The 24,100-nt window shown below is 50.0% G+C and carries 21 protein-coding genes; 2 read left to right on the forward strand and 19 right to left on the reverse strand.

The features are described 5' to 3' along the window. Positions 1 to 37: 37 nt before the first annotated feature. Both guaA and guaB read right to left on the reverse strand, forming a co-directional pair. Positions 38 to 1,621, reverse strand: a complete 1,584-nt coding sequence (gene guaA, locus AB4875_RS11730; RefSeq protein WP_368376241.1) for a glutamine-hydrolyzing GMP synthase — start codon at positions 1,619 to 1,621, stop codon at positions 38 to 40. A 123-nt stretch (positions 1,622 to 1,744) separates the two neighbouring features. Further along, entirely contained in the window at positions 1,745 to 3,211 is a 1,467-nt protein-coding gene (gene guaB / locus AB4875_RS11735; protein ID WP_368376242.1) for an IMP dehydrogenase, read from the reverse strand. Between the two features lie 109 nt (positions 3,212 to 3,320). On the opposite strand from guaB, the gene xseA reads away from it, so the two are divergent. Beyond that, a complete protein-coding gene (gene xseA / locus AB4875_RS11740; protein WP_368376243.1) occupies positions 3,321 to 4,664 on the forward strand; it encodes an exodeoxyribonuclease VII large subunit in 1,344 nt (447 codons plus the stop codon). Positions 4,665 to 4,875: 211 nt separating this feature from the next. On the opposite strand, the gene AB4875_RS11745 is transcribed toward xseA, so the two are convergent. The 17 genes from AB4875_RS11745 to ffh form a co-directional block, all read right to left on the reverse strand. Further along, complete coding sequence (locus AB4875_RS11745; RefSeq protein WP_368376244.1) at positions 4,876 to 5,529, reverse strand: Crp/Fnr family transcriptional regulator; 654 nt, start codon at positions 5,527 to 5,529, stop codon at positions 4,876 to 4,878. Positions 5,530 to 5,687: 158 nt separating this feature from the next. Then, complete coding sequence (gene lysS / locus AB4875_RS11750) at positions 5,688 to 7,184, reverse strand: lysine--tRNA ligase (RefSeq protein WP_368376245.1); 1,497 nt, start codon at positions 7,182 to 7,184, stop codon at positions 5,688 to 5,690. A gap of 86 nt (positions 7,185 to 7,270) precedes the next feature. Next, positions 7,271 to 8,369, reverse strand: a protein-coding gene (gene prfB, locus AB4875_RS11755) for a peptide chain release factor 2 (protein ID WP_368376246.1) whose coding sequence is annotated in 2 segments (ribosomal slippage) — positions 7,271 to 8,293 and positions 8,295 to 8,369 — 1,098 coding nt in all. Because the reading frame shifts where the segments join, the coding sequence is not laid out codon by codon here. A gap of 138 nt (positions 8,370 to 8,507) precedes the next feature. Then, positions 8,508 to 10,253, reverse strand: a complete 1,746-nt coding sequence (gene recJ, locus AB4875_RS11760) for a single-stranded-DNA-specific exonuclease RecJ (RefSeq protein WP_368376247.1) — start codon at positions 10,251 to 10,253, stop codon at positions 8,508 to 8,510. Between the two features lie 3 nt (positions 10,254 to 10,256). Then, positions 10,257 to 11,654 carry a threonine synthase gene (gene thrC / locus AB4875_RS11765; protein ID WP_368376248.1) on the reverse strand — a complete coding sequence of 466 codons (1,398 nt, stop codon included), beginning with the start codon at positions 11,652 to 11,654 and terminating at the stop codon, positions 10,257 to 10,259. Between the two features lie 102 nt (positions 11,655 to 11,756). Then, positions 11,757 to 13,064: a homoserine dehydrogenase gene (locus AB4875_RS11770; protein ID WP_368376249.1), complete on the reverse strand. Its 1,308-nt coding sequence runs from the start codon at positions 13,062 to 13,064 to the stop codon at positions 11,757 to 11,759. Positions 13,065 to 13,344: 280 nt separating this feature from the next. Next, the gene (locus AB4875_RS11775) at positions 13,345 to 14,322 is read right to left on the reverse strand and encodes an NAD(P)H-dependent flavin oxidoreductase (RefSeq protein ID WP_368376250.1); all 978 of its coding nucleotides are present in this window, start codon (positions 14,320 to 14,322) and stop codon (positions 13,345 to 13,347) included. An 82-nt stretch (positions 14,323 to 14,404) separates the two neighbouring features. Beyond that, on the reverse strand, positions 14,405 to 15,640 hold the full coding sequence (locus AB4875_RS11780) for an acetyl-CoA C-acetyltransferase (protein WP_368376251.1): 1,236 nt from the start codon (positions 15,638 to 15,640) through the stop codon (positions 14,405 to 14,407). 32 nt (positions 15,641 to 15,672) lie between these two features. After that, positions 15,673 to 16,437 carry a crotonase/enoyl-CoA hydratase family protein gene (locus AB4875_RS11785; protein ID WP_368376252.1) on the reverse strand — a complete coding sequence of 255 codons (765 nt, stop codon included), beginning with the start codon at positions 16,435 to 16,437 and terminating at the stop codon, positions 15,673 to 15,675. Positions 16,438 to 16,494: 57 nt separating this feature from the next. Then, the gene (locus tag AB4875_RS11790; protein ID WP_368376253.1) at positions 16,495 to 17,277 is read right to left on the reverse strand and encodes an enoyl-CoA hydratase/isomerase family protein; all 783 of its coding nucleotides are present in this window, start codon (positions 17,275 to 17,277) and stop codon (positions 16,495 to 16,497) included. 71 nt (positions 17,278 to 17,348) lie between these two features. Beyond that, positions 17,349 to 18,122, reverse strand: coding sequence for an SDR family NAD(P)-dependent oxidoreductase (locus AB4875_RS11795; RefSeq protein ID WP_368376254.1), 774 nt, complete (start codon positions 18,120 to 18,122; stop codon positions 17,349 to 17,351). Between the two features lie 271 nt (positions 18,123 to 18,393). Then, positions 18,394 to 19,149, reverse strand: a complete 756-nt coding sequence (locus AB4875_RS11800; RefSeq protein ID WP_368376255.1) for a DsbC family protein — start codon at positions 19,147 to 19,149, stop codon at positions 18,394 to 18,396. Between the two features lie 265 nt (positions 19,150 to 19,414). Beyond that, positions 19,415 to 19,777 (reverse strand): 50S ribosomal protein L19, encoded by a 363-nt coding sequence (gene rplS, locus AB4875_RS11805; protein WP_368376256.1) that lies wholly within the window; start codon positions 19,775 to 19,777, stop codon positions 19,415 to 19,417. Positions 19,778 to 19,825: 48 nt separating this feature from the next. Next, complete coding sequence (gene trmD, locus AB4875_RS11810) at positions 19,826 to 20,566, reverse strand: tRNA (guanosine(37)-N1)-methyltransferase TrmD (RefSeq protein WP_368376257.1); 741 nt, start codon at positions 20,564 to 20,566, stop codon at positions 19,826 to 19,828. 26 nt (positions 20,567 to 20,592) lie between these two features. Beyond that, positions 20,593 to 21,138 (reverse strand): ribosome maturation factor RimM, encoded by a 546-nt coding sequence (gene rimM / locus AB4875_RS11815; RefSeq protein ID WP_368376258.1) that lies wholly within the window; start codon positions 21,136 to 21,138, stop codon positions 20,593 to 20,595. Beyond that, positions 21,139 to 21,387, reverse strand: coding sequence for a 30S ribosomal protein S16 (gene rpsP, locus AB4875_RS11820; protein WP_368376259.1), 249 nt, complete (start codon positions 21,385 to 21,387; stop codon positions 21,139 to 21,141). Positions 21,388 to 21,710: 323 nt separating this feature from the next. Further along, positions 21,711 to 23,084, reverse strand: coding sequence for a signal recognition particle protein (gene ffh, locus AB4875_RS11825; protein ID WP_368376260.1), 1,374 nt, complete (start codon positions 23,082 to 23,084; stop codon positions 21,711 to 21,713). 204 nt (positions 23,085 to 23,288) lie between these two features. Between ffh and AB4875_RS11830 the strand changes: the two genes are divergently transcribed. Continuing rightward, a complete protein-coding gene (locus AB4875_RS11830) occupies positions 23,289 to 24,086 on the forward strand; it encodes a cytochrome C assembly family protein (protein ID WP_368376261.1) in 798 nt (265 codons plus the stop codon). Positions 24,087 to 24,100: the final 14 nt, after the last annotated feature.

The following is a 24,100-nucleotide window of genomic DNA, read 5'->3' on the forward strand; positions in this document are numbered from 1 at the left end:
GACCGAAAGCTAGTATCAGCTCCTAAGAAATGTTATCTCATTCCCACTCAATAGTCGCTGGCGGCTTACTGCTAACATCATAGGCAACACGCGACACTTGCTTTATTTCATTGATAATACGATTTGAAACCGTTTCCAATAACTCATAAGGCAAATGTGCCCAGCGGGCTGTCATAAAGTCTATGGTTTCTACCGCGCGCAAGGCAATTACGTATTCATAGCGACGGGCATCCCCTACTACACCAACAGACTTCACCGGTAGGAATACCGCAAAGGCTTGGCTGGTTTTGTGATACCAGTCGGCGCGATGTAGCTCTTCTAAAAAGATCGCGTCGGCCTCACGTAGAATATCCGCGTACTCCCGCTTAACTTCTCCGAGTATACGCACGCCCAAACCCGGACCTGGGAAAGGATGGCGATAAACCATATCGTAAGGTAAACCTAGCTCAAGACCGATACGGCGCACCTCATCCTTAAACAATTCCCGCAGTGGCTCCACCAAGTCCATCGCCATATCGTCGGGTAAACCGCCAACATTGTGATGGGACTTAATAACATGTGCTTTGCCGGTTTTTGAGGCAGCCGACTCAATAACATCAGGATAGATTGTTCCCTGCGCCAGAAAGTTAACATCCTTAAGCTTGGTAGCCTCTTGATCAAATATATCAATGAACATATTGCCAATAATTTTACGCTTCTTCTCGGGGTCAGCTTCGCCTGCGAGCTTGTTCAAAAAAGCATCTTCGGCATCAGCCCGAATCACCTTCACGCCCATATTTTTAGCGAACATATCCATAACTTGGTCGCCTTCATTCTTGCGCAGCAAACCGTTATCGACAAATACACAGGTTAGCTGCGCGCCAATGGCCTTATGCAACAAGGCCGCAACCACGGAACTGTCTACCCCTCCAGACAAACCCAGTAACACTTTTTGCTCGCCCACTTGGGCGCGCACTTTTTCAATCGCGTCTTCAACAATATTGGCAGGCGTCCACAAGGCGTCACAGCCGCACAATTTCAGTACAAAGTGTTCAAAAATACGCTGACCCTGCAGCGTGTGAGTGACCTCTGGATGAAACTGTACACCATAGAATTTCTTCGCTTCGCACTGCATCGCCGCTATTGGGCACGACGGCGTAGAAGCCAGTATTTCAAAGCCCTCAGGTAATTGAATCACTTTATCGCCGTGACTCATCCACACATCCAGCAGTGTTTTACCATCGCTAGTATCGATATGGTCTGCGATATCCAGAGTTAAGGCACTGGCGGCTTCCAATTTAATTTGTGCATAACCAAATTCGTGTACTGGCGAGCCTTCCACTTTGCCGCCCATCTGTTCGGCCATGGTTTGCATGCCGTAGCAGATCCCCAAAACCGGCACTCCAGACTCGAATACTTTCTGCGGCGCCCTGGGTGAGTCAGTTTCGGTAACGGACTCCGGTCCACCCGCCAAGATAAATCCCGAGGGACTAAAGGCATCGATGTCTGCTTCATCAATATCAAAAGCGCGAATTTCGCAATATACGCCAATCTCGCGAATACGACGGGCGATCAATTGGGTGTACTGCGAACCAAAATCAAGAATTAGAATTCGGTGGGCATGGATATCAGGAATGGACACAGTGGCTCTCTCAATTAATTCAGCAAGACTTACTGACAACAATTCAAATAAACAGAAACCCGCTGATTTGCGGGCACTAGCAGCGGGTTTCCGTGGTTAAAGACAGGTCTGTATATCCGCATATCAAGTCGGATAGTTGGGTGCTTCCTTGGTGATGCTAACGTCGTGAACATGGCTCTCATTCATACCGGCAGACGTCACCCGAACAAACTCAGGGACATTGCGCATCGCCTCCATATCGAGGCTGCCGGTGTAACCCATAGCAGAGCGCAAACCACCCATTAATTGATGCACGATAGCAGACAGCGGGCCTTTATAAGCCACACGGCCTTCAATGCCTTCGGGTACCAATTTTTCAGCACCGTCTTCTGCACTTTGGAAATAACGATCGCTGGACCCCTGGGTTTTAGTCATGGCACCAAGCGAACCCATACCGCGATACGATTTATAGGTACGACCTTGGAATAGCTCGACTTCGCCGGGCGCCTCTTCGGTGCCCGCAAACATCGAACCCATCATGATTGCACTGGCGCCGGCGACTACCGCTTTGGACAAATCACCGGAGAAACGAATACCACCATCGGCAATTAGTGGTACGCCTGTTCCCTTCAATGCCTCTGCAACATTGGCGATGGCGCTAATTTGTGGCACACCCACACCAGTAACGATACGGGTAGTACAAATAGAGCCTGGCCCAATACCGACTTTCACGCCGTCTGCACCCGCTTCAATCAAAGCCAGTGCCGCCGCGCCGGTGGCAATATTGCCACCAATAACATCAACCTGCGGATAGTGTTCTTTAATCCACCGCACCCGATTAATAACATTCAAGGAATGACCGTGGGCGGTATCAACCACCAGCACGTCTACTCCCGCGGCTACCAGTGCCTCGACACGATCATCGGTGTCTGCGCTAGTACCGACTGATGCACCAACTCGCAGCTGACCAGAACTGTCTTTGCAGGCAAAGGGATAGGTTTGAGCGTTGTTCATGTCTTTAACGGTGATCATGCCGGTGAGTTCGAAATCATCGTTGACCACTAATACTTTTTCGATGCGGTGACGATGCAGCAGCTCACGCGCCACTGCCATATCGACACCCTCTTTAACCGTGACCAGCTTTTCCTTTGGGGTCATCATGCTAGATACAGGGACGTCTAACTCTTCCTGAAAACGCACGTCGCGGCTGGTGACAATGCCGACTAACTCGCCTTTATCTAAAACCGGCACACCAGAAATTTTGTGGCGACGACGCAACTCAAACAACTCGCTTAAAGGTGCGCTGGCTTCTATGGTAATGGGGTCTTTAACAATACCGCTTTCGTGCTTTTTAACCGCGCGCACTTCTTGAGCCTGCTGCGCAATTGTCATGCTTTTATGAATAATGCCGATACCGCCCTCTTGGGCCAAAGCAATAGCCAGCGCACTTTCAGTGACGGTGTCCATCGCGGCCGAGACCAGCGGGATGTTTAGTGAGATATTGCGAGTCAGCTGTGTCTTTAAGCTAACATCTTTAGCGGTGACCTCGGAGTAACCGGGGAGTAGAAGTACATCATCAAAGGTGAGAGCTTCTTGGGCAATGCGTAACATATTTTGATTCCGGTGCCTGTGGCTAGAATCCTCGCAATTTTAATTGATGGGCGCCGCCGAGTAAACCGATTCTTAGCCACCAAATCCCATATATTGGTATAATGCGCGAATGAATACACAAGAACCGCCACAAACCCTCAGCGTCAGCCAATTAAATGGCCTGGCGAAACAATTACTAGAAGACTGCTTCGCTCAGGTCACTGTCAGTGGCGAGCTCTCCACCCTGTCGCGCCCAAGCTCCGGCCACTGGTATTTCACCCTAAAAGACGACCGCGCGCAGATCCGCTGCGCTTTCTTTAAAGGCCGCAATTCTCGGGTCAATTTTTCGCCCGAGCCCGGCCAACAGGTCAATGTTCGGGGCAAGGTCAGCCTGTATGAAGGTCGTGGCGACTACCAATTAATTGTCGAGAGTATGCAAGCCGCAGGCGCTGGCGCTTTAGCGCAAGCCTTCGAAAAACTCAAACAAGAGCTAATGGCCGCAGGGTGGTTTGACTCTGCCAACAAAAAACCGCTTCCAGACCATATTCGGCATATTGCGGTGGTAACATCGCCCACCGGCGCTGCCATTCACGACATTCTATCAGTGTTTCAGCGACGCTGGCCCAGCATGCAGGTCAGCGTACTGCCGGTGTTAGTTCAGGGCGAACATGCCGCCCAACAAATCGCTAAAGCAGTATTGCAGGCCAATATTTGGCATAGCCAAGGCAAGAAAGATTTCGATGTGATTCTGGTCTCCCGCGGCGGTGGCTCCTTAGAGGATCTATGGCCCTTTAATGAGCGCATCGTCGCTGAAGCCATCTATAATTCCTCCTTACCCGTGGTTAGCGCGGTGGGCCACGAAGTGGATTTCAGTATCAGTGACTTTGTTGCCGATATTCGCGCAGCGACACCCTCAGCCGCCGCCGAGCTGCTGAGCCCAGACCAAAGTGAACTGATTTCTCGCTTGCAGTTGCTAAAAGGCCGACTGGCAAATAGCCAACTTCGCAGAATTTCTCGCTGGCGCGAACAACTGCTATCGCTGACGCGGCGCGTGCGCGACCCACGCAGCCAGTTGCGCGAACAAAGCCAGCGTCTAGATGATTTAGAGATTCGTCTTGGACGCCAATGGGAACAAGCACAGCGCCAACGCCAACAGCGACTTGTTGCTGCAAATCAACAGCTCGCACTGCTAAACCCCGATCGCCAACTAAAAACCAAGCACCGAGATATTCAAGCTCTGCGCGGCCGCTTACAACACGCAATGAAACAGCAGCTGCAGCAACCACGAATCGCCTTGAAGAATATGCAGCAGCAGCTCAAAACACTTGGGCCAGAACAAACCTTACACCGTGGCTACGCCATTATTAGCGACCACGACGGTGCAATAGTACGCGATGCCACTGAGCTAGAAAAAGGCCAGAAACTGCGCGCGAAATTTAGTAAAGGAACTGCTGAGCTTATTGTCGGGGAGTAAATTATTTGAGGGGGCTATGCCGGATTAACCTACGGCGGCGCACGCAATCTAAAACAGCAATAGCTCACTGTATTAGAGAGCAGATGCAAAAGCGCCGGATGTTTAATCCGGCGCTCCGATGCCTAGACCGGGGAAAGCCAAGCACTTTCCAAGCGATCTCCCCACACTATGATCCCACACTATGATCCCAAACTATGATTCCAATTTATGATTAGTAGCTTTCTGGTAGCTTGCGCTTAATCACAATATGACGACCATCAACGTCGATGTACTCACCGATAGTCAGATCTTTCAATATACGCGCCACCATCTCCCGCGAAGAGCCCACCCTATCGGCAATTTCTTGCTGGGTAAGTTTTTCCTCAATACGCATACTGCCATCTTCTGCGGCAGGCTGCGCCAACCCGGTCAGCACTTTAACCACCCGTCCATAGACATCTTGTAGCGCCAAACTCTTAACATCATTTGTTAATTTACGAATCCGGCGAGTCAGGTTTTTATTAAGAATGCGGGTGATATTGGGGTGTAGATCCAGTATCGCTTTAAAGTCTTCCTTATAAATAATGCGAACTTTACTGGTTTCCATCGCCCTTACCGACGCCGACCGCTTATCGTCGTCAAGCAGCGCTAATTCGCCAAAATAATCACCGTGCTCAAGAATATTCAAGACAAAATCTTTGCCACCCTTGTCACTGCAATATACTTTCACACGACCTGACTCGACCACATAAAGTGAGTCAGCGACATCACCTTCGTGGATCAAAACAGTATTTTTGGCAAATTCACGCACCACACTGGTGTCGCGTAAAATCTGAATTTCTTCCGGCATCAGACCGTCAAATAAATCGACGTTTTCGATACTCATCGTGTAAATCCCCAATGCTAAATAGCGATAACAAACACTATAGCATAGTTGCACAAGTGACTGTCTAGACGGGTTTTATATCAAAATCCAAAGGCGTGAAATAGAGTTAAAGATAGCAAATCAGGCGCCACATTGGGCACCTGAAACGCGACACCAAATTACTCTGGCCGCATATGGGGAAATAACAGCACGTCGCGAATCGAGGGCGCATCAGTGAACAACATAACCAATCTGTCGATACCAATACCCTCACCCGCCGTTGGCGGTAAGCCGTATTCAAGAGCCGCGATATAGTCGGCGTCATAATGCATAGCTTCGTCGTCGCCGCCGTCTTTCTCAGAAACCTGGGCCATAAAGCGCTCAGCCTGGTCTTCAGAGTCATTTAACTCCGAGAAGCCATTTGCCAATTCTCTGCCGCCAACGAAAAACTCAAAGCGATCGGTGACAAAGGGATTATCATCATTGCGGCGCGCCAGCGGCGACACTTCTGTTGGGTATTCGGTAATAAAGGTCGGCTGATCCAATTTGTGCTCAACCGTCTCTTCAAAAATTTCGATCTGTATCTTACCCAAGCCCCAGCTGTCTTTAACATCGACGCCCAGCTTTTTGGCAATGGCGCTTGCCTGCGCCATATCAGCCAATTGCGCTGCGCTAATATCAGCGTTGAACTGAAGCACGGAATCGAACACCGAAAGACGAGTAAATGGCTGCGCCAAATCGTATTCGCTGCCCTGATAGTTAATCGTTGTGGTACCCAATACTTCCTGCGCCGTATTGCGCAACATCGCCTCGGTCAAATCCATCATGTCTTTGTAGTCTGCATAGGCCTGATAGAATTCGATCATGGTGAATTCTGGGTTATGCCGAGTTGAAAGACCTTCGTTGCGGAAGTTGCGGTTAATCTCAAATACCCGCTCAATACCACCGACAACCAAGCGCTTAAGGTACAGCTCTGGCGCGATACGCAAATACATATCCATGCTCAAGGCATTGTGATGTGTCACAAACGGACGCGCGCTCGCACCGCCGGGAATCACTTGCATCATCGGCGTTTCCACTTCAACAAAATCGCGCTGCTGCAAGAAGTTACGGATCGAGCTGATCATTTTTGAGCGAATCGCAAAAGTACGACGCGACGATTCATTCATGATCAAATCGACATATCGCTGACGATAACGAATCTCTTGATCTTGCAAGCCATGAAACTTATCTGGCAGCGGGCGCAAAGATTTAGTCAGCAGTGACGTCTCTTTCATATAAACGTAGAGATCGCCCTTGCCAGATTTGTGCACTGGGCCGGTGGCAGAAATAATATCGCCGATGTCCCAAGTTTTGATTTCGTCGGCTAACTCTTCAGGAAACTGCTTTTTATCAACATAAACTTGAATCCGCCCCGACATATCTTGTAAGACCATAAACGGCCCACGCTTTGCCATGATCCGGCCCGCAATACTGGCCTGACGGTCTAAAGCCTCTAACTCGTCCTTGCCCTTCTCACCCAGTTCAGCTTGGAGGCGGTCGGCATAGTCTTCACGACGAAAATGATTTGGGAAGGCATTGCGCTTCTCGCGGATCGCCGACAATTTGGCGCGGCGCTCGGCTATAAGACGATTCTCTTCCTGAACGTGTTCAGCTTCGTTGTGCTGTTCTGACATGGTACATTCCTTGGGTCACACGCGTTCAAAGTAGCGTTAGACATTAAATAAAAAGGTGTTTTTAGGGTTTGTAATACCAACTAAAATTACAAACCGCTCTTCAAGCTCGCTTCCATAAACTGATCTAAATCACCGTCTAATACCGCGCCACAATTGCTGGTCTGCACATTGGTTCGCAAGTCTTTTATCCGCTGATCATCTAAAACATAAGAGCGAATTTGGCTGCCCCAGCCGATATCCGACTTGCTGTCTTCCAGCTCCTGTGCAGCGCTGTTGCGCTTTTGCATTTCTAATTCGTAGAGCTTTGCTTTAAGCATTTTCCAAGCACTGTCGCGGTTCTGATGCTGCGATCTCTGGTTCTGACACTGCACCACAATATTAGTGGGAACATGGGTTAAACGCACTGCCGAATCAGTTTTGTTGATATGCTGACCACCGGCGCCGCTGGCGCGATAAGTATCGGTACGCACATCTGAGGGATTGATATCAATTTCGATATCGTCATCTATTTCAGGCGAAATAAATACCGAGCAAAAAGAGGTATGGCGGCGGCTACCAGAATCGAATGGCGACTTTCGTACCAAGCGATGAACACCGGTTTCGGTGCGCAACCAACCAAAGGCATACTCGCCCTGTACGTGAATGGTCGCACTTTTAATACCGGCCACTTCGCCGTCAGACAGTTCAACTAAATCCGCTTTAAAGCCCCGACTTTCACACCAGCGCAAGTACATGCGCAAAACCATATTGGCCCAGTCTTGCGCCTCAGTGCCACCCGAGCCCGATTGAATATCAAGATAGCAATTATTGGCATCCATCTCACCGGAAAACATGCGGCGAAATTCTAAGCTTGCGAGTGAGCGTTCAAGCCGATCTACGTCGACCAGCATTGCGCTAATCGTTTCATCGTCGCCGTCTTCAACGGCCATATCAAGCAGCTCACTGCAGTCTGCAACGCCAGTATCTAGCTCTTCGATAGTCGCCACAACCGCCTCTAGCGATGCACGCTCGCGCCCCAATTCTTGGGCACGCTTTGGATCATCCCAGGCTTTGGGATCGCCCAGCTCCAGCTCAACTTCGGTTAAGCGCTCTTTCTTGTTGGCATAGTCAAAGATACCCCCGAAGCACGTCGGTTCTTTCACCCATGCTTTTGAGAGATTGGCGTATGGCGTTAACTTCTAACATTGAGCAACATCCGGTAAGACGTGGAAAAGGCGGGCATTTTACCTGATGAGGGGCACTGAGCAAAGCTTAGTCAGGAATTGGCTACACACTGGTGATTAACAGCGTTGTTCCTGAGATACGCGGCGTGCAATTTTAGGGTCAATCGGTCGCTGCTTGGAGGTGCTCAACCAACAATTGAACCGATAAGCGCTCTCTAAACAAGTTGCTGTCGAGTTTATAAACCACATCAATCTCATCAACCTGTTCATTTGGCCATACCGCGGTATCGATATTGAAGGCAATAGCATCAATGATTTGCTGACTAAAGTCCCCGTTTTCAGATAGCGGTGCTAACACCATTTTCAAATGGCGCTGGCCGACGATACGTTGCTGGACAAGGCGAAAGCGGCCATGAAATTTGGGCTCCGGAAAATTTTGCCCCCAAGGCCCTGCGCTGCGTAACAACTCCGCGTGCTCAATAGAAAAATCTTCCGGCTGAAGCTCGCCGTCGCTGTAAACCGCCGCAATGAGCTGCTCTTCACTGGTTAACTCTGCCACAATCGCATCGAAAGCCGCTTCAAAACGCGAGTAGTCCGCCTTGGCCAAACTTAAGCCCGCCGCCATAGCGTGGCCGCCAAATTTATTTAGCAAACCCGGATTGCGCTTGGCCAATAGATCTAAAGCATCGCGCAGATGTAAGCCCGGTATCGATCTTGCCGAGCCTTTCATCTCGTGATCATCAGCATCGGCAAAGGCGATGACCGGTCGGTGGTAGCGGTCTTTAATCCGCGAAGCCAAAATTCCCACCACGCCCTGATGCCACGTAGGATCGTAAAGGCAGATACCGTTGGGAATATTACTGGCATCAAGCTGTAAATGCGCCAACACCTTCATGGCGTCATCTTTCATACTTTGTTCGATGGCACGGCGCTCGCGATTTAAGTCATCAAGCTCCGCAGCCAAACTGAGTGCCACATCCTCGTCATCCGTCAATAAACACCGAATACCAAGACTAATATCATCCAGCCGACCCGCAGCATTCAGACGTGGACCAAGGGCAAAGCCCATATCCGCCGCCACTAAGCGGCTCGCTTCTTTACCGGCAACGCGGAGTAAAGCCCTAATACCAGGGCGACATCGACCGGCGCGAATCCGTCGTAAACCCTGCGCCACCAATACCCGATTAGTCTGTTCGAGTGGCACCACATCAGCCACAGTGCCAAGGGCAACAAGATCTAATAACTCGGCTAAATTCGGTTCTATACGCGCATCTGAGAACCAAGCGCGCTCGCGCAATTCGCTGCGCAGCGCCAACAAAACATAGAACATAACCCCGACACCCGCCAGGGACTTTGCGGGAAACGGGCAACCATGCTGATTGGGATTCACAATAGCTGCGGCGGCGGGCAGTGAATCGCCCGGCAAATGGTGATCAGTCACCAGCACCGGAATACCTAGCTTGGCCGCTGCGGCAACCCCTTCAATGCTAGAGATGCCATTGTCGACGGTGATAATTAAATCCGGTTTACGCTCAGCGGCGACCGCGACAATTTCAGGCGTCAGCCCATAGCCATACTCAAAACGATTGGGAACCAAATAATCTACATGCACTGCGCCCAAGGCACGCAAGCCTAGCAGGCCCACGGTGGTGCTGGTTGCACCATCGCAGTCAAAATCACCCACAATTAATAGTCGTTTTTGATTTTGAATAGCATCAGCCAGTAATGCGCAAGCCGCCGTCATACCTTTCATGTCAGGCTTGGGAAGCTGCTCTAAACCGGTCTCGATATCGCTATCGCGAAGCACGCCACGGGCGCCGTATAGCTTTTGCAGCAAGAGAGGAACCGTCGCAGAAAATTCTGTGACGGCGGGAGTACGCAAAATAATGTCAGGAAAGTCGGCCACTACCTAGGCGCGGATATTGGCAGCGATAAACGCGTGAACATCCTTTATATTATTATCGACAACTTCATAGCGCTCTTCCAGGTCGAACAAGTCACTCATATGATGCGGTAGTGCCGGCGCATGCGGGTAGCCAGCCTTCATCACAGCTTCTGGAAATTTAGCCGGATGCGCAGTTGCCAAGGTAATCATCGGCGTTGCTGTGTTGCGACGGCACTCACGCGCCGCCTTTACCCCAATCGCTGAATGCGGATCTAGCAGGTACTCGCTAGCATCGTACACCGAGGCAATCGTCTCCATGGTCGCCGCATCGTCGACACCATAGCTGTCGAACAAGCCGCGAACTTTGGCAAATGCGCTATCTGGGATAGACACGGTTTCGGTATTCATACGCTGCATCAGATCAGCGATAGCAGCGCTGTCGCGGTCATAGCAATCAAACAACATGCGCTCAAAATTACTAGACATCACAATATCCATACTCGGAGATAGAGTATGTTGCAGCTCGTGCTTTTCGAATTTATTAGCACTAATGAAGCGATGCAAAATATCGTTTTGGTTGGTGGCTACAACTAGCTGCTCTATAGGTAAACCCATGCGTTTGGCTAAATAACCGGCGTAAATATCACCAAAGTTACCGGTGGGCACCGAAAAACTTACCGAGCGATCTGGCGCACCCACCGCATAAGCGGCATAAAAGTAATAGACGATCTGAGCCATAATTCGCGCCCAGTTGATGGAGTTCACCGCCACCAATTGCCGACCATCAGGCAAAAAGCTTTGGTCGGCAAAACTGGCTTTGACCATGGCTTGACAGTGATCAAAGTTACCGCGCAAAGCAATATTATGAATATTGTCGCCCACGACGGTGGTCATCTGGCGACGCTGTACTTCTGACACCCGCTGATATGGATGCAAAATGAAAATATCGATATTACTGCAACGCTTGCAGCCTTGAATGGCAGCCGAACCGGTATCGCCAGAGGTTGCACCCATAATCACGACTTTCTGCTGGCGACGCTCTACGATGTAATCCAGCAAGCGGCCCAACATCTGCAAAGCAAAATCTTTAAACGCCAAGGTCGGACCCTGGAACAACTCTAAGATCCACTCATTGCGATCGAGTTGCACTAAGGGTGCAATCGCTGGGTGGCGGAAATCCACATAGGTATCATCGATAATGGCTTTGAGATCATCATCAGGAATACAGCCGCCGATAAAGGGCTGGATTATTTGGAAAGCCAGATCGGTATAAGACAGCGATGACCACGCCGCAATCTGTTCTTTACTGTATTCAGGAAGGGCTTCAGGTACATACAAGCCGCCGTCTGGTGCCAAACCAGTTAGCAAAACATCTTCAAAGTTCAGGGCGGGCGCCTTGCCACGAGTACTTATATATTTCACTGAATGTAACTCTCGATATTCGTTAAATTAAGATGGGTAGAACGCAATAACTCTCTAATTTAGCAAAGAAGGGACAATGTCCCTCCTACTACCCACCGTCTATCAGCCTGCTAGTGATTCCACGCGAATACGTGTTACTTCACCCACAATGCTTTCTAGGCCTTCGATCTGAGTTACCGCAGCCGACAATTTAGCTTCAATTGTGCGGTTAGTCAGAATAATCATGGGCACTAAGTTAGCGCCATCAGCAGGCTCTTTTTGAATCAATGCTTCAATACTAATTCCGCCGTCGCTCAAAATTTGGGCAACTTTAGACAGGACGCCAGGCTTATCGACCGCGGCCATACGCAAGTAGTACGCAGTCTCAACTGCATCAATTGGCAATACCGGATGCGCACTCAAGGAGGCACTATGGAATGACAAATAAGGGACGCGATTACTTTGCTGTGCACTCAAGGTGCGGGCAACATCAATAATATCAGCAACCACGGCAGATGCCGTAGGCTCGCCGCCAGCACCAGCCCCATAATACAAGGTAGGCCCGACTGCATCTGACTGCACTAGCACCGCATTCATAACGCCATTCACATTCGCAATCAGGCGCTTCTCTGGAATTAAGGTTGGGTGGACACGCAGTTCAATGCCTTCGCTTGTGTCACGAGCAATACCCAAATGTTTGATGCGGTAACCGAGTTCCTCGGCATAGATCACATCTTCCTGAACAATCCGGCTAATACCTTCGGTAAAAACTTTGTCAAATTGCAGCGGTATACCAAAAGCCAAGGACGCCAGAATCACCAATTTGTGTGCGGCATCAATGCCCTCAACATCAAATGTTGGATCAGCCTCGGCATAACCTAGAGCCTGCGCCTCAGCTAAGACGTCTGCAAAATCTCGGCCTTTTTCGCGCATTTCAGACAGAATAAAGTTGCCAGTGCCGTTAATAATACCCGCCAACCACTGAATTTTATTCCCGGCCAAACCTTCCCGCAGCGCTTTAATAATGGGAATACCACCGGCTACTGCCGCTTCAAAGGCAACAGTGACGCCCTTCTCAGCCGCTGCTGCAAAAATCTCATTGCCATGCTCGGCGATCAGCGCTTTATTCGCGGTGACGACGTGCTTGCCATTGGCAATCGCGCGCAAAACCAGCTCTTTTGCCACCGTGGTGCCACCGATCAATTCAACCAAAATATCGATATCAGGGTTATCAGCGACCTCAAAAACATCGCGCACCATAGCAATATCACCCACGCTACAGTTGGGGTTGTCGCGGCGGCTACCTACTTGCGTCACAATAATTTCGGCACCTACCCGCGCTGAAATTTCTGCCGCATTTCTCGCCAACACCGTAAATGTGCCGCTACCGACGGTTCCTAAACCACATATTCCTACTTTGACCGAATCCACCACTGCTCCTTAAACGTCAGGTAATACCTTGGGCGCGTCGCTCATGCCTGTCCACGCCAGCAAGCGCATGGACGACCGAGAGTAATTTCCACCCGAAAGGAGTGCATTTTAGTCAAGCTGAGGCGCTAAGGCTATGGGCGACAACAATTCAGGCCAGTTAATTCTGTACCATTTCACTTCTTGAAGAAAAAATAGCGGATTACATAGCAAAACAGCCACCTAAACGGCAGCTGTTTTACAAGGAAACACACTTTATAAACTCAGCCTCAAGACCGCGATCTTAGCCGCACAAACCCACTAAGCGCTTATTGATAATAGTCTCCGCCTCGCTAACCATTCTATCCAATAGCACTTGGCAGCTAGGTATATCGTTTATCAAGCCAATAACCATGCCGGCCGTCCAAATACCATCGTCGATATCACCACCCTCCAATACATTTGCTCGACCGCGAGCCCCAGCGACCAATGGCTGGATATCAGCAAAATCGGTTTTACCATCGCGACTTTCAATCTCCACCACTTGTTCCGCAATCGCATTGCGGAAAACCCGCGCGGTGTTATTGAGACTGCGAAAGATCAGGGTCGTTTGACGCTCATCGGCATCAACCATTGCCTGCTTGACGTTCTCATGGACCGGCGCCTCTTTGGTAGCGACAAAGCGGGTACCCATATTAATGCCTTCAGCCCCCAGCGCCAGCGCGGCAACCAGACCCTGGGCATCACCGATCCCACCAGAGGCGATCATTGGGATACTTAGCTTCGCAGCGGCGGCAGGTAGCAAAATCATATTGGTGACGTCGTCTTCACCGGGATGGCCGGCGCATTCGAAGCCGTCAACGCTCACGGCGTCACAACCTATTCGCTCCGCCTTAAGGGCATGACGAACCGAGGTACATTTATGGATAACGCGCACCCCATTGGCCTTAAATAAGGGCATGAAATCCTGCGGACTGCGACCAGCAGTTTCCATTATTTTAACCCCACCGCGAATGGCGGCTTCGGCGTATTCCATATACGGAACGGGCTTAATAGTTGGCAAAATGGTGAGATTTACACCGAAGGGTAAATCCGTCATTTCTTTACAGCGAAGTATTTCTTGATACAGATCTTCCGGTGTCGGCTGGGTCAGAGCGGTTAAGATTCCTAAACCGCCAGCATTAGACACCGCCGAGGCGAGCTCGGCGTGGCCGACCCACTGCATACCGCCTTGAATAATAGGGTACTTAATCCCCAGCATCTCGGTAATACGGGTTTTCATAAATAATTCCTGTTATGTAAATTATTGTCGGCATCTGTGCCTAATGTAAGGAATGAAACGCCTTACATTAGGCACAGCGTCCTTAGATACGCTCGATGATTATCGCTGGTGCCATACCACCGGCGGCACACATAGTGACCAAACCACGCTTTAAATCGCGACGCTCAAGCTCATCCAATAAGGTACCAATCAAAATTGAGCCAGTTGCTCCAATGGGATGCCCTAGAGCCATAGCGCCACCGTTAACGTTTACCTTGTCACGATCTAGTTTTAGGTCGCGAATAAACTTCTCGGCAACAACGGCAAAGGCTTCATTGATTTCAAACAAATCAATGTCATCCACTGTTAGGCCAGCTTTCTTTAGCGCTTTTAAGGCTGCGGGAACCGGTGCATTTAGCATTAGAGTTGGTGAATCGCCCATATTGACCATTGCAACGATCTTCGCGCGAGGCTTTAAGCCATGCGCTTTCGCGTATTCAGGCGAAGTCAGTAAAATTGCAGCAGCACCATCTACCACACCAGACGAGTTACCACCGTGGTGAACATGGCTGATTTTAAGGTCTGGATAGACTTTATTAACAAGACCAGCGTAGGTCGTGCCTTCTTCGTTTAGCGGGTAGTAAGCCAGCTCAGCAAAAGCCGGCTTTAATGCCGACAGGGCTTCCAGCGTTGTGCCCGGACGCGGGAATTCTTCTTTATCTAAGGCCAAACTGCCATCTTCGCGATAGACCGGCACCAAACTCTTGTCAAAATAACCATTGGCAATGGCATGCGCCGCGCGCTGCTGGCTGGTGAACGCAAGCTTGTCCAGATCTTCGCGAGTAATACCCTCTAGCGTTGCAATTGCATCACCGCAAACGCCTTGATGAGGCTGCGGATGAGCTTCGCGTAAAACCATATTCCCATTGTCTAGGAACATCGAGGGATCGTTACCGTTTTGACCGTAGTTAGACATCATCTCGGCGCCACCGGCAATAACTACATCTTCCATGCCGGACATAATTGATGCCGCAGCAAGGTTCACTGCTGTAATACCAGAACCGCAAAAGCGATCTAAAGTAACGGCGCTGCTGCGCACGTCATAGCCAGCTGTTAACGCCGCCATGCGGCCAAGATCACCGGCCTGCTCGCCGCGCTGTGAACTGGTGCCCCAGATGATATCGTCTACATCTGCGGTGTTTAAATTATTGCGCTCAGCCAATGCCTTTAACACGGTGGCACCCAATTGTTGGGGGTGAATACCGGCCAGCGAACCCTTACCTGCTTTACCAATACCGCGAGGGGTGCGGCATACATCGATTATCCATGCTTCTGTCATTATTTTTTCCTCGTTATAAGCCCGACGGGCGATTAACAACCTTTCCAGTTTGGCGCACGCTTCTCGGCAAAAGCCGTTGCACCTTCAATAGCGTCATGGCTAGTAAAAACACCATCTACAATTTTGGCTTGCTCGGGGAACATCTCACTCTGCTGCCAATCTTGCGATTCAATTACCACTTTCTTGCTGGCGATCACAGCCATAGGTCCGTTAGCCGCAATACTGCGAGCAAAGGCTTTGGCCCCCTCAAGCGCGCCGCCGGCTTCAACCACCTTGTTCACCAAGCCCAAATCATAGGCACGCTGCGCTGTGATAAAGTCACCAGTTAAGGCCATTTCCATTGCGATGCGTGACGGAATTTGACGCGGCAAACGCATCAGGCCGCCCGCCGCCGCCGCCAAGCCGCGCTTCGCTTCGGGGATGCCAAACTTGGCATTATCGGCAACCACAATTAGGTCACAGCAGATTGCCAATTCAAAACCACCAGCCAAGGCGTAGCCTTCTACCGCTGCAATGAGCGGCTTTTTAGGCGTTGCTTCACACAAGCCGGCAAAACCACGGCCTTCAATAACGGGCAGTTCACCAGTAACAAAGGCTTTTAAATCCATACCGGCGCAAAAGGTATTATCGGCACCGGTTAAAATGGCAGCGCGAATATCGTTATTGCTATCCAGCTCATCCATGGCCGCAGCAATGCCCTTCGCAACAGCTAGGTTTACTGAGTTTTTTGCCTTCGGACGGTTGATGGTCACAATCATCACACCATCTTCAACGCTCACTAATACTTCATCACTCATATCCTTACCCTCATTCTCGGTGTTCGACACCGTTATTAAAATAATGAAATCTCAGCGCTACTCACCACGAAATACCGGCGGTCGTTTTTCAAAGAACGCCTGCATCGCTTCTTTTACGTCAGCAGTACCAACACATATGTTCTGTGCCTGCGCTTCTATTTTCACCACCTCATCATAGCTACGATCTGCTGCCTGGCGCAGTATTTTCTTCATCTCTCGCAATGCCACAGGTGCTCGCAGTGCGAGCGCCTGAGCCCACTCTAGCGCCGCGGTCATAACCTGATCCGCCGGCACTAACTTATTAACAATACCGGCAGCCAAACACGCATCGGCATCTAAACGACCACCTTCAGCCATTAACTGATAGCAGCGCTGATAACCCAAGTAACGCAGTAGCAACCAGCTAGCACCGCCATCAGGCACCAAGCCAACGTTGCTAAACGCCATGATTAAACTTCCGGAGTCGGCCATTACCACCAAGTCGCAACGCATTGCGATAGCCGCGCCGACACCAGCCATGACGCCCGGTGAGGCTGCTATCACGGTCTTATCCATCTCACCGATTAGGGACAATATCGGCCCATATTCATCAAGTATCTGATCCTCAACCGTTTGATCTTGCAAAAGGCCTTCGCTCAGATCTGCGCCCGAGGAAAAACCACGGCCATTGGCGCCCAATACAACGGTGCGAATAGCGGGGTCGGCATTGGCTTGTTGCAGCACCGTGAATAATTCGCTGCGCATTTCACGATTCACAGAATTCAGCGATTCCGGGCGATTAAGGCGTATCTCTGCCACCGCGCCGGTAATGCTGTATTCCAAGGTATTGTAAGACGTCATAAATGCTCCAGCTTAAGATCCGCTGCGGCCGCGTCACTGCGACCGCATTTCGAGTTAGGCTAAAGCGCTTATCAACGCGGCTGCATGCGAATAGCGCCATCCAAACGAATCGACTCACCATTCATATACTCATTTTCAGCAATCATCACTGACAGATGAGCAATTTCTTCTGGGCGGCCTAAGCGCTGCGGATTAACTACGCTGTTTTCCAGCGATTTGTAGGCCGCTTCCGGGATGGTTTCAAACAATGGGGTGTGAATCAGGCCGGGGACAATCGTGTTGACACGAATACCATATGACGCCAAGTCGCGAGCCATTGGCAGGGTCATGCCGACTACACCACCTTTAGAGGCGCTATAGGCAACCTGACCAACCTGACCTTCAAAGGCGGCTACAGAGGCCGTATTGATGATAACGCCGCGCGCGTTGGCGCCGTCGTAGGGCTCGTTCTTGGCCATCTGTTCAGCTGCAAGACGAGCCACATTAAATGTGCCTACCAAATTGACGTTGATAATATTTTTGTATGCGTCTAGCGGAAATGCGCCTTTTTTACTTAAGGTCTTAACCGCACTGCCAATACCTGCATAGTTGTTGCAGATGTGAATAGCGCCAAACTTGGCCATGACTTCGGCAATCGCCGCTGCAACAGAGTCTTCATCGGCTACGTTGACGTTATGGAAGCTCACATTATCTGCGCCCAGCTCAGCGACTATGGTATTGCCGCGTTCAGCGTTCATATCAAAAATGGCAACCTTGCCACCTTTTGCAACGTAAGCACGGACTGTGCCCTCACCCAGACCCGAAGCGCCACCGGTGACAATTGCTACTTTTCCATTAATATCCATGTGTTTTTCTCCTATTGTGGTCAGAGTAATTATTGCTTATTCACTTTATCAAAAACTGAACGCGCTGCTATTGCTTTTAAATACGCAGCTACGGCCATCGAAAATCAGAGGGCTATTTTGAAACAAAGTGAGTGTTTGAAACCATGCCGATAGGCAACAAAAAAAATGACATTTTCTTACAATCTACTAGTCGCGCGGTTACCCAGTCAAAACCTGCGGGCACAAAAAAGGGGCGATAAGCCCCTTTGTAAACGCAATAGCGTGACGGCTGCTAGTTAAGCACAACGACACCTAACTGCGCGGCTGTTTTATAGCCGGGGATCATACTACCGTCTTCCAGCACAATGGCAGGTGTTCCCGTGACGCCCATCTGCGAGCCCAACTGATATTCTTCTGCAATTGGGTTGCTGCATTTTTTAGGGTCAATCGGCGCGCCGGCCTTCAAGGAGTCCATCGCCGCTTTGGGATCATCGGCACACCATGCTGACACCATTTTGTCATAGGTGGGCGTCCCTAAACCTGCCCGCGGGTAACCTAGGTAACGCACTTCGATACCCATGGCATTGAGCTGCGGCACTTCCTGGTGAAGCTTGCGACAGTAACCGCAATCAACATCAGTAAAAACGTAAATCGCACCCTTAGTTTCACCTTTAGGGCTGAAAATAATCATGTCTTCCCGCTTAACCTGAGCGAGTAGCTCTTTGCGCACCGGCTTAAGCTTCTTCTCAGCGACACTTTCTATACCTGCCGCACTGATTTCAAACATATCACCGGCAATAAAGTATTTACCGTCGGCACTGGCGTAGACCGTGGGACCGTTTTGCATAGTGACGAGGTAGAGGTTTGCCACCCCACTTGCTTCTATTTGGGTAATAACTATATCTGGCCGAGTTGCTTTAAAAGAAGCGCGAATCGCTGTGTCTGCAGCCTTGTCGAGCACTACAGATGCAACCGCCTGCCCAGTCAGCGGGATTAACATACCAGCAAAGGCCAGTACTAACAGAATCCGACGCAAAAACATTTTCATGTGACTATTCAAATACACTCTCCAAATTTCACTAATAACATACATCTAAATACGAACAATATTTTCGCAACAAGTTTCATATCCGCCAGAATCAATGCCGCACAATATGTGAAGCATCAAGAAATCAGCCTTAAATCCCGGGCGATACTCATATCGAGCAATTTGAAAGTATGCGATGAAAATGGCCGCTTCGCACCCACTTTTTCTAGACCCAGATAACAAAAAAGGCAGCCAATGGCTGCCTTTTTTGAAATCACTAGAAAGCTTAAGCTTTTGCGCCTAGTTTCTCTTTGATACGTGCTGCACGACCGCTAAGCTCACGCAAGTAGTAAAGCTTGGCTTGGCGCACATCGCCGCGACGCTTAACTTGAATGCTATCAATCAAGGGGCTGTAAGTTTGGAAAGTACGCTCTACGCCTACACCATGAGAAATTTTACGCACAGTAAAGGCTGAGTTCAGGGCACGGTTGCGAATGCCAATAACAACACCTTCAAAAGCCTGAAGACGCTCACGAGCACCCTCTTTAACTTTAACCTGAACGACAACAGTGTCACCGGGGCTGAAATCCGGCAGTTCTTTGGTGGCCTGCTCTGCTTCCAGTTCGGCAATAATTTTGTTGGTGCTCATGGCATACTCCTAAATTCAAAAGTTTATAGCTTCACAGCTAGGTGTTAGTTAATTATCAAGCTCGCGGATAAACTCCGCCAGCAATGTATTTTGTTCGGCACTCAATTCTACTTTTTGCAGTAAATCCCTGCGCCGCAACCAAGTTCGACCTAGCGACTGCTTGAGTCTCCAGCGCCGTATCCCTTCGTGATTGCCACTTAACAGCACGTCTGGCACCGATCTATCTCGGTAATGCTCAGGCCGCGTGTAATGCGGGCAATCTAACAAACCTTCGGCAAATGAATCTTGCTCTGCCGACAAATGATGCCCCAGCACACCCGGTAATAAACGGCTTAAACCGTCAATCATTACCATGGCAGCCAACTCACCACCGCTGAGCACATAATCGCCTATCGACCATTCTTCGTCGACTTCGGCCTCAATTAAGCGCTCATCTACTCCTTCATATCGACCCGCCAATAATACTAGCGATGGCCGTTGTGCTAACTCAGCCAGACCCTGTTGGTCTAGAGGCCGGCCCTGTGGCGACAAATATATCACTGTCGCACCCGGCGCCACCGACGCTTTTGCAGCATGAATTGCCTGCTCTAGCGGGGCGGTCTTCATCACCATGCCGGGACCGCCGCCATAAGGCCGGTCGTCCACTGTTTGGTGACGATCCGTGGTGTAATCGCGAGGATTACAACACGAAATATTTAGCAAACCATTTTGAACTGCTCGACCGGTTACACCGTAATCGCTAACCGCTGCAAACATCTCGGGAAACAGACTAACCACCGATATGTCCACGACGCTATCTCCTTTGCCCTTTAAAACTAGAACTCAGGATCCCAGTCCACCAATATCATCCCGGTTTCAAGGTTGATATCTTTTATAAATTGCTCTGGCACATAAGGAATTAAGCGCTCCTTATCGTCCAGGCTTCCCGCGCACTTGCGCACCACGAGAACATCATTCGCACCCGTTTCAAGAAGGTGGCTTACTTCACCTAACAAAACCGGTTCCGTCGATGAGTAAAGCGTCGCCACCTTTAAGCCTGTCAGTTGATGCCAATAAAACTCATCACCCTCCAAGTCAGGTAACAGTCCTTCTGCGACCGATAATTCCATGCCACAGTAGCCCGCTGCCACATCGCGATCGTCGACCCCTTTCAGGTGAGCGACAATACCTTTGCCATGTGCCTTGCACTCATCAAACTCTGCGCGCTGCCACTTTCCAGATTTGCAAAAGTAAACATCGCTGTAATCAAAAAAATTACTAATGGGGTCAGTGAAAGAATGTATCTTCACCCACCCCTTTACCCCGTACACCGCAGAAATCTTAGCGATTACAACCCGATTTTCCGGGGTAAATGCTGTCATTTAAGCGGCAGCTGCTGAGTCTTTGAGCAATTTTGCAACGCGATCTGACATTTGAGCGCCTTGAGCAACCCAATGATCAACGCGTGCGTTATCAACGCGCAGACGTTCTTCGTTACCGCGAGCTACTGGGTTAAAGAAACCAACGCGCTCAATAAAACGACCGTCACGTGAAGTGCGGCTGTCAGTAACTGTCAGATGATAAAATGGGCGCTTTTTAGAGCCGCCACGTGCCAAACGAATAGTGACCATTCTTGTTTCATTTCCTAGCATTTGGGCAGGGTTTAATACCTGCTTATCGAAAAGTTCGAAGCGATAATATGACCGAAGCCATAAAGGCGCGGAATTATAAGGGAAATCGATGATATATGAAACACTTAGCGCGCTTTTTCTTGCCGACCCGTCAAGGCCGATTCAAGCAAGAAATAGCCAAGGGCTAGTGATCACAGAAAATACGAATAATAACCAATATTATCAATTAATTAGATCTTTTTATTAATTCAAAGCATTAACACATGGGAAGGCGCTTAACGCAAACCTGCCACGCCAAAAGCACCCTCAGTCACCCAGAGACATCACATACCTGGGAAGCGGCCGCCACCGGGAGGTGCCATTCCACCCATACCCCTCATCATATTTGTCATGCCGCCCTTCTGCCCCATTTTTTTCATCATTTTCGCCATTTGCTTATGCTGTTTAAGCAAACGGTTTAAATCCTGAATCTCGGTGCCAGACCCCATGGTGATGCGGCGCTTGCGCGAACCGTTTAACAAATCTGGATTGCGACGCTCCGCCGGTGTCATCGAATTAATGATGGCCTCCATGCGAGTAAACATCTTGCCGTCCATCTGACTCTGCGCCATTTGCGCCATATTACCCATGCCAGGCAGCTTATCGAGCAAGCCCTTCATGCCACCCATATTTTGCATTTGCTGCAACTGATCACGCAAATCCTCTAAATCGAACTTCTTGCCTTTTTTAAGCTTTTTGGCAAGCTTCTCCGCCTTGTCTTTGTCGAGCTTAGATTCCGCCTCATCAATAAGAGACAAAATATCGCCCATACCCAAAATACGCGATGCAATACGATCTGGGTAAAAAGGATCCAGTGCGTCGGTCTTTTCACCCACACCCATAAATTTAATCGGTTTACCGGTGATATGTCGCACCGACAGGGCAGCACCGCCGCGGCTATCAGCGTCAGCCTTGGTCAAAATAACGCCGGTTAGCGGCAATGCCTCGCCAAAGGCCTTGGCGGTATTTGCCGCATCTTGGCCCGTCATCGCGTCGACGACGAACAAGGTTTCTATCGGTTTGATAGCGGCGTGCAAACCCTGTATTTCGGCCATCATGTCAGCATCGATAGCAAGGCGACCGGCGGTATCCACAATCACCACATCATAAAAGCGCAATTTCGCTTCAGCGATGGCCGCATTAGCGATATCTATCGGCTTTTGCTCAATATTACTGGGGAAGAAGCCCGCGCCAATATCATTCGCCAAGGTCTCAAGCTGCTTGATTGCCGCTGGACGATAAACATCGACACTCACTACTAACACTTTCTTTTTGTGCTTTTCTTGCAGGAATTTCGCCAGTTTGGCTACCGAGGTAGTCTTACCCGCACCCTGTAAACCTGCCATCAACATCACCGCAGGAGGCTGCGTCGCCAGATTCAGGGTTTCATTTTGGCTGCCCATAATCGTTTCCAGCTCTTGCTGGACGATTTTAACGAACATCTGCCCCGGACTAAGGCTCTTACTCACCTCCTGCCCTACTGCACGCACCTTTACTGCTTCAACAAAATCCTTAACGACTGGCAGGGCAACATCGGCCTCGAGCAGCGCCATACGCACGTCGCGCATGGCGTCAGCGATATTGTCCTCACTCAACCGCGCCTGCCCAGTAACATGGCGTAAGCTCTGCGATAGGCGTTCGGTTAAATTTTCAAACATGCGTAAACTCTCTGAAATCTGTAAGTGATAAATTTGAAAACACGGTTCAAGTCGACATTTTGCCGTGAACGCGCTTACAATCTGCTCGCTGTGCATCGTTAAAAAATAACGATGCCGCGCAAAATCATGACGCAGTATAACCGAGTCATCAGGCAGACCCAACGCTCAGCACACACAATACGGATATAACGGTCACACTAACCGATGAATTTATACACTAGCCTTGCCGCCATTATTCTCTATATCGCAGCCGCGGGCATTCAATATCGCACGCGCAACCGCGCCCTCGGCAAGCCCGGCGCAATCATCGGCATGGCAGCCGTATTCTTCCATGCGATAGCCGCCATTACCGCCATCCATACCGTTGACGGCATGGATCTTGGGGTGATTCAGGTGCTATCGCTTATTACCTGGCTGATTTGTTTAATCATCCTAAGCGCCAGCCTGCACCGGCCGCTGCATAATCTATTAGTTCCTTTATACCCATTGGCAGCGATGAGCTTGCTGGCGGAAGTAGTAATCCCGGAGAGCCAGCAACTGCTGCAGCACCAGCCAATTGGGGTGTTATGCCATATATTGCTTTCGATACTTGCTTACAGCGTACTCACCATAGCGGCGACTCAGGCAATTTTGCTAGCCTCGCAAGACCGCATGCTGCGCAAGCACCACCTAAAAGGCTTACCCAGCATTCTTCCGCCCCTGCAAACAATGGAAGCCATGCTATTCGAACTGATTTGGGCCGGCTTCTTTCTTCTCACTCTGGCCATCATCACCGGCGGCATCTACGTCGACGATATGATGGCTCAGCACCTGATCCACAAAACCGTGTTTTCGATACTATCGTGGGTATTACTAGCTATCTTATTATGTGGTCGCGCTTTTATTGGCTGGCGCGGGAAAGTCGCTATACGCTGGACGCTATGGGCGTTTGCCTGCCTCCTGTTGGGCTACCTAGGCACAAAAATTGCGCTATCTGTGATCATCCATGCCACAATAGCTTGATACCTTGGTTTATC

Origin of the sequence: Zhongshania sp. R06B22 (assembly GCF_040892595.1) — a bacterium.
Classification (GTDB): Bacteria; Pseudomonadota; Gammaproteobacteria; order Pseudomonadales; family Spongiibacteraceae; genus Spongiibacter; species Spongiibacter arctica.